This is a genomic window from Flavonifractor sp. An52, from assembly GCF_002159385.1.
Lineage (GTDB): Bacteria > Bacillota > Clostridia > Oscillospirales > Oscillospiraceae > Flavonifractor > Flavonifractor avicola.
Genome location: NZ_NFIB01000021.1, coordinates 45,884 through 52,721, shown reverse-complemented (window position 1 = coordinate 52,721; position 6,838 = coordinate 45,884). Strand labels below are relative to the sequence as shown.

Here is a 6,838-nt window from a genome sequence, read left to right as displayed (position 1 = left end):
TGGCCAAGTGGTTGTGGAAGGAGAAGCTTTCTCCATTCACGCTTGTACTTCTTTGGCCTCTATATGCCAGAAACCCGGCTTATGCTTCATGCATAAACCGGGTTTCTCGACAGGCTGAACGCCTGTGGCCTCTTGGCCACAGGCGTTTTCAGAGCAAATTTTACTTGAGGTCGGGCAGAACGGAGAGGAACCCGTCCACGTCGGCCTCGGTGGTGTGGAAGCAGCACACGAAGCGGACCACGGTGTGGTCCTCATCGTAGGGACACCAGTCCTCATACTGACATACCTCATCCAGCACCGGCTTTTTGTCATTGGGAGCAATGACGAACACCTGGTTGGTGGGAGACTCCACCCACAGCTTCCAGCCCTTGGCCTTCAGACCTTTCTGGAGGCGGGCGGCCATTTCGTTGGCCTGGCGGCCCATCTTGAAATACAGGTCATCCTCAAAGAGGGCCAGGAACTGGGCACCCTGGATCCAGCCCTTCTCCATCACGGCCAGCATACGCTTCTTCATCCGGAAGAAGCCCTGGGTCAGCTCGGGCCGGGTGATGACCAGAGCCTCACCAAACATGGTGCCGTTCTTGGTGCCGCCGATGTAGAAGGCGTCGCACAGGTGGGCAAACTCAGGCAGGGTCAGGTCGTTGGCGTCGGAGGACAGGGCGCAGCCCAGACGGGCGCCGTCGATGAAGAGGTACAGGCCGTTCTCGCGGCAGAAGGTGTACAGGGCGGTGAGCTCTGCCTTGGTGTATACAGCGCCATTCTCGGTGGCGTTGGAGATATACACCAGACCGGGCTCGGTCAGGTGCACGTCCTGGTGGAGCTTCAGCAGGGGGATCAGCTGCTCGGGGACGATCTTGCCGTCGGGAGAGGCGGGAACGGTGAGGATCTTGTGGCCGGTGGCCTCGAAAGCGCCCACCTCGTGGCCGTTCAGATGGCCGGAGTCGGGGCAGATGGCCGCCTGCCAGGGCTTGAGCAGGAAGGCGCAGGCCAGTACGTTGGCCTGGGTGCCGCCCACAACAAACTCTACCATGGCGTCGGGGCAGCCGCACACCTCACGGATGCGGTCCTTGGCCTTGGCGGTGTACTTGTCGTCGCCATAGCCGATGTTGCCCTCCAGATTGGCGGCGCACACCGCCTCCAGCACCTTGGGATGGGCGCCAAAGGAATAGTCGTTGCGGAACCAGTATTTCATGTCTATGACCTCCATACAGGCGGCCCGGGGTACATCAGTCCCGCCGGGCCGTCTCAAATTACACTTTAAAATTTAAAGCTGTCTTTCAGGCTCACAGAACGGTTGAACACCAGATGGCCGGGCTTGGAGTCCTTGTTGTCGGCGCAGAAATAACCCTGGCGCAGGAACTGGAAGGAGGCGGGAGCCTCCACATTGGCCAGACCGGCCTCCACCTTGGCACCGGTCAGCACCTCCAGGGAGCCGGGATTCAGGCAGTCCAGGAAGTTCTTGTCGCCGGTATCGGGATCGGCATCGGTGAACAGGTTGTCGTACAGCCGCACCTCGGCGTCCACCGCGGTGGCAGCGTCCACCCAGTGGATGGTGGCGCCCTTCACCTTGCGGCCGTCGGCGGGATCGCCGCCCTTGCTGTCGGGATCGTAGGTGGCAAAGATCTCGGTGACATTGCCGTTTTCATCCTTGGCGCAGCCGGTGCACTTGATGAGGTAGGCGCCCTTCAGACGGCACTCGGGGCCGTCGGGATAGAGACGCTTGTACTTGGGCACCGGGGTCTCCAGAAAGTCCTCGGCCTCCACATACAGGTTGCGGGAGAAGGTGATCTCACGGCTGCCGGCGGCAGGATCGTTGGGATTGTTCTCCACGGAGAAGGTCTCGCTCTGGCCCTCGGGATAGTTGGTGATGGTGAGCTTGACGGGGCGCAGTACCGCCATCACACGCTGAGCCGTCAGGTTCAGGTCCTCCCGCAGGCAGTGCTCCAGGAAGGCATACTCCACGGTGGAGGCGGCCTTGCTCACGCCGTTGCGCTCGGAGAAGTTGCGGATGGCCCGGGGGGTGTAGCCACGGCGGCGCAGACCGCACAGGGTGGGCATACGGGGATCGTCCCAGCCGGACACCCGGCCCTCCTCCACCAGCTGGCGCAGCTTGCGCTTGCTCATGACGGTGTAGTTGATGCCCAGTCGGGCGAACTCGATCTGCCGGGGCTTGGCGGGCACGTCGCAGTTGGCGATGACCCAGTCGTACAGGGGCCGGTGATCCTCAAACTCCAGGGAGCACAGGGAGTGGGTGATCCCCTCCAGGGCGTCCTCCAGAGGATGGGCAAAGTCGTACATGGGGTAGATGCACCACTTGTCCCCCTGACGGTGATGGTGCATATGGTTGATGCGGTAGATGACGGGGTCGCGCATATTGAAGTTGCCGCTGGCCAGATCGATCTTGGCGCGCAGGGTCATGCGGCCGTTTTCAAACTCGCCGGCACGCATCCGGGCAAACAGGTCCAGGGACTCCTCGATGGGACGATCCCGGTAGGGAGAGCGGGCGGGGGTATTCACATCGCCGCGGTATTCCTTAAACTGCTCGGGGGTGAGCTCACACACATAGGCCAGGCCCTTCTTGATGAGCTCCACGGCGTACTCATACATTTTTTCAAAGTAGTCGGAGGCGAAGTAGAAGCGGTCGCCCCAGTCGTAGCCCAGCCAGTGAATGTCCTCCTGGATGGCCTCCACATACTCCACGTCCTCCTTGGTGGGGTTGGTGTCATCCATGCGGAGGTTGCAAAGACCACCGTACTTTTCGGCAGTGCCGAAGTCTACAAAAATTGCCTTGGCATGGCCGATGTGCAGGTAGCCGTTGGGCTCCGGGGGGAACCGGGTGTGGACGGTCATGCCTTGGAACTGACCACCCTGGGCGATGTCCTCGTCGATGAAATCATGGATGAAGTTCTGCGTCATGGTGGGGTTCAGCTCTTCTGGCATTTGGTTTCACTCCTTTATCTTAATACAAACCAATATTTTACCCCGGAACTGGAAAAAAAGCAAGAGCTCAACAAAAAAGGAGGCGGATTATTCCGCCTCCTCAAGGGACAGCTGTTTTTTACGGCCAGCCAGCAGGAAACCGCTGGTGAGGGCGGTAAAGGGAGCCACCGAGACCAGACCGAAGGAGCCCACGATGGTGTGGACGATCTCGGAGGCCACATATTTATAGTTAAGGATGTTCCAGATGGGGGTGCCCTGGGCCATAAAGACCATCAGCAGGGCGATGTAGCCGCCGGAATAGGCCAGCAGCAGGGTGGTGGTCATGGTGCCCATGGCGGCCCGGCCCACATTCATGCCGGAGCGCACTGCCTCCCAGCGGGAGATGTCGGGCCGCTTTTCCACAACCTCGTGGACGGCGGAGGTAATATCCACGCTCAGATCCATCACCGCGCCGGAGGAGCCGATAAAGATGGAGGCCATAAAGATCTGGGTCAGGTTCAGATCCTGATATCCGGCATAGAGCAGGCTTTCCGAGTAGGCCATCACTGCGCCGTGGATCTGGAACAGGTCGGTAAACAGAATGCCCAGTACGCAGGTCACCAGCACACCCAGAAAGGCGCCGGATACAGCGGACAGACACCGGCGGTCAAAGCCGTAGACCAGGGCGATGATGAGCAGGGTAAGCACCAGGGTTACCAGCAGGCCCATAAAGATGGGATTCCAACCGTTGAGGTAGAGGGGGACCAGCACCTTCCACAGCATGAGCACCGTCAGCACGAAGGAGGCGATGGCCCGCACGCCGGTGCGCCCGGCAAAGAGGATGAGAAATACCGCAAAAATACCCGCCAGGATGGCTTCCTTGCCGATGCGGTAGTGGTCGGTCATGGTGACCGAGATGATCTCGTCCCCCTGGTAGCTTACCACAACCATGGCCTTGTCACCGGGAGCAAAGAGTTTATCCTGTTCCAGAGAGCCGTTGAGCATATTGACGCCGGTGGCAGTCTGGCCCTTGAAGCGGCCGCCCAGCAGCTCCAGGGTGCAGCGCTGCTCACCGGAGCGGACCAGGCCGGTGTCGATGATGGCGGAGTCGTCCACCGCCGTTACCAGGGCGGTACAGCGGTCGGCCTGCTGATATTGCAGGGCTCCCTCAAAGCCGGTGGGGATCAGGATCAGAAAGAGGATCAGAGCCAGACAGATGGCAAGGGGCGCGTAGTAGCGGCGCTTATTGGAATCCAGGAGAAGGGATGTCATGAAACGGATCGGTCCTTTCGTATGGGCAAAAAGGATGCGGCATGAGCCGCACCCTTTTTGCTGTCTGTAAACGGGGGTGGGAAGGGAAGAGAAAGTTACTGCACGTTCAGCATACCGGCCAGCTTGTTGAAGATCTCGGTGTTGTCATAGTAGCCGTTGAACTGCTCGGCGTTGACACCGTGAGCCAGCACGGCCACGGGCAGGCCGGTGTGGCTGTAGGAGGTGAAGGACACGCCGGACTTGTTGTTCAGAATGTGGGTGATGGTAACGGTGAGGGGCTCATAGGTGCCGTACATTACATACTCCTGCTGCTCATCCATGCCGGTGGCAGTCTCGTTGATGCTCTTCTCATAGGCGGTCTTGATCTGGGACAGCTCGTAGGGGGTGAGTACCAGCTTGTCGCCCTCCTCGCCCTGGGTCTTCAGGCCAAACAGGGTCTCGATGTCGGCCAGCACGTCCTCAAAGGAGGTTTTGTTCTCCTTGTAGGCGGCAACATAGTCGCTGTCATACTTGGCGAAGGAGATCTTCTGGGACTCCAGCAGGTTCAGGTAGGTGTCGTAGTCGGTGCCGGCAAAGCCGATGGTCAGACCGCCGGTCTCGTGGTCGCCGGTGACCAGGATCAGGGTCTCCTCGGGGTGCTCGGAGGCGAAGTCGATGGCTACCTGCACCGCGTCAGCCAGAGCCTTGGTGTCGTGGATGGAGGAGGCGGCGTCGTTGGCGTGGCAGGCCCAGTCGATCTTGCCGCCTTCGCACATCATGAAGAAGCCGTCCTCATCCTGCTCCAGCACCTCGATGCCCTTGGAGACGTGGTCGGCCAGGGACCACATATCGTCGGTGCGGTCCAGCTCGTAGGCCATGGCGTCGCCGTCGGCCAGATGCTCGTCAACAATGATCACAGGACCCTCGGTGACCTGCTCGGCCTCGGCCTGGGTCTTGACCACGTTGTAGCCGGCCTGCTCGGCCAGAGCGTACAGGTCCTCCTGGTCCTCGTCGGCGCCGGTGGGCTTGAGGAGACCGCCGCCGGCGAAATACTCAAAGCCGGAATCCACCAGCTCCAGGCCGATCTCGTAGTAGTCGTTGCGGCTGGCCTGATGGGCATAGAAGGCGGCGGGAGTGGCGTGGTTCAGGTTAACGGAGGAGATGACGCCCACGCTCATGCCCAGCTGGTCGTGGACCTTCTCGGCGATGGTCTCATAGGGGGTGGTGCCGGTCTCATCCATGTTGATGGTGCCGGAATAGGTTTTGTGGCCGGTGGAAATGGAGGTGGCGGTAGAGGCGGAGTCGGGGCAGAAACTGTTGGAATCATAGGTAACAGCGGAACCGGCAGCCTCAAAGTTCATAAAGTTCAGGTAGGAGGGGCCGTCCAGAACGGCACCGCCGTTGTCGTCCAGGCTGGGCTCGGCCTGCCAGTAGTCGGCGTCATTCAGAGCGCCCAGGTAGTCGGCGGTGGACTGGATCTGGGGATAGCTCATGCCGTCGCCGATGAACAGAAACACATACTTGGGGGCTTTAACGGACTGATTGGACAGATTCTGTGCCTCCACCGTGGGGGTGGCGCTGGCTTCGGGGGTAGAGGCAGCAGGGGCGCTGCAGGCGGCCAGAGCGGTGCCAAAGGACGCTGCGGCCAGGGTGATTGCCAGGGGACGCTTCCAATTCATGTTTGATTCCTCCAAAATCGGGTTCAATCTTAATCTCTCCAGAGACATATGCATCATACCCGAAGGAAAAATTAAGCGCTATCATCCTACGGTAAAGGTGTGCAAAATCAAGGTAAGGCATTGTAAAGAGCTGGAAAAGTAGAGCGGCATACCAGAAAGGAAAAAGCATAGGCTGTAGGCGAGGTGACACTATGGTGGGAATCATGGAATGGAAGGCGGAAAAGGGCCGCAGAGTCCGGGTGGAACGGGATTGGCTGCTGGGGCTGCCCTGTCAGCGGGCCACAGTGCCGGTGCGGGAGGGGATGAGGGAGCGGACCCGGCTCCGGCGGGTAGCCCGGTGCGCCAGAGAGCTGGTCCGAAGGGGGGTGCGCCGGGTGCTGACCCAGGCGGAATTTCCCTGCTGGGAGGCGCTGGAGGAGGCGGGCCTGCGTCCGGTAGAGACGGAGGCTTTTTGTCAGATGCTGGCCCCTGCGCTGGCCTTAGCAGCCCTGCGCTGCCGGGACCGGCGGCCAGAGCGCTCGGCGGTGCTGTTGTCCGGCCCGGAGGTAAGTCCGGCCCTCTTCCGGGCGGCAGAACAGCTGTGTCCTCAGGTGCGGGATTTCATGGTGGATGCCGGGGAGGAGGGGGAGGAACTGGCTGCCTGGCTGAGGGCGGAGTTTGGAGCTGCGGTGCGGCCTCCTGAGGGGATGAAAGCTGATGTAACTTTATGCTTTGGCCCGTCTCCAGCGGCAGGGGAGACTGTGTTTCGCCTCTGTGGTCCCACACCTGATCTGGCAGGCTTTTTGCCCGCTGTCAGGGGAGAAATGCTGCCCGCCGGGCTGGACCGGCTCCCCCTGTTGGCCCTGCTGTGGGAGGAGGGGCGGATCGGTCAGGAACAGCTCAATGTTCTGCCACCTAATACCAAATTATTGACTTGACAGGAGGTGGTAAACTACATATAATATCGTATTAACGTGGCGGAGTGTTTCCGTTCTGAATTTGCGGGAGCC

Annotated in this window: 5 protein-coding genes; 1 reads left to right on the top strand and 4 read right to left on the bottom strand. The window is 60.4% G+C overall.

From position 1 onward, the window contains the following. Nucleotides 1-160: 160 nt before the first annotated feature. From B5G06_RS09410 to B5G06_RS09395, 4 genes are all read right to left on the bottom strand, one after another. Entirely contained in the window at nt 161-1,192 is a 1,032-nt protein-coding gene (locus B5G06_RS09410) for a threonine aldolase family protein (protein WP_087188825.1), read from the bottom strand. A gap of 65 nt (nt 1,193-1,257) precedes the next feature. Next, on the bottom strand, nt 1,258-2,940 hold the full coding sequence (locus B5G06_RS09405; RefSeq protein ID WP_087188824.1) for a glutamine--tRNA ligase/YqeY domain fusion protein: 1,683 nt from the start codon (nt 2,938-2,940) through the stop codon (nt 1,258-1,260). Nucleotides 2,941-3,027: 87 nt separating this feature from the next. Then, complete coding sequence (locus B5G06_RS09400) at nt 3,028-4,191, bottom strand: YibE/F family protein (protein ID WP_087188823.1); 1,164 nt, start codon at nt 4,189-4,191, stop codon at nt 3,028-3,030. A 95-nt stretch (nt 4,192-4,286) separates the two neighbouring features. Next, on the bottom strand, nt 4,287-5,849 hold the full coding sequence (locus B5G06_RS09395; RefSeq protein WP_087188822.1) for an alkaline phosphatase: 1,563 nt from the start codon (nt 5,847-5,849) through the stop codon (nt 4,287-4,289). A gap of 191 nt (nt 5,850-6,040) precedes the next feature. Here B5G06_RS09395 and B5G06_RS09390 point away from each other — a divergent pair, with 191 nt between their 5' ends. Continuing rightward, complete coding sequence (locus tag B5G06_RS09390; protein ID WP_087188821.1) at nt 6,041-6,766, top strand: hypothetical protein; 726 nt, start codon at nt 6,041-6,043, stop codon at nt 6,764-6,766. Nucleotides 6,767-6,838 lie beyond the last annotated feature (72 nt).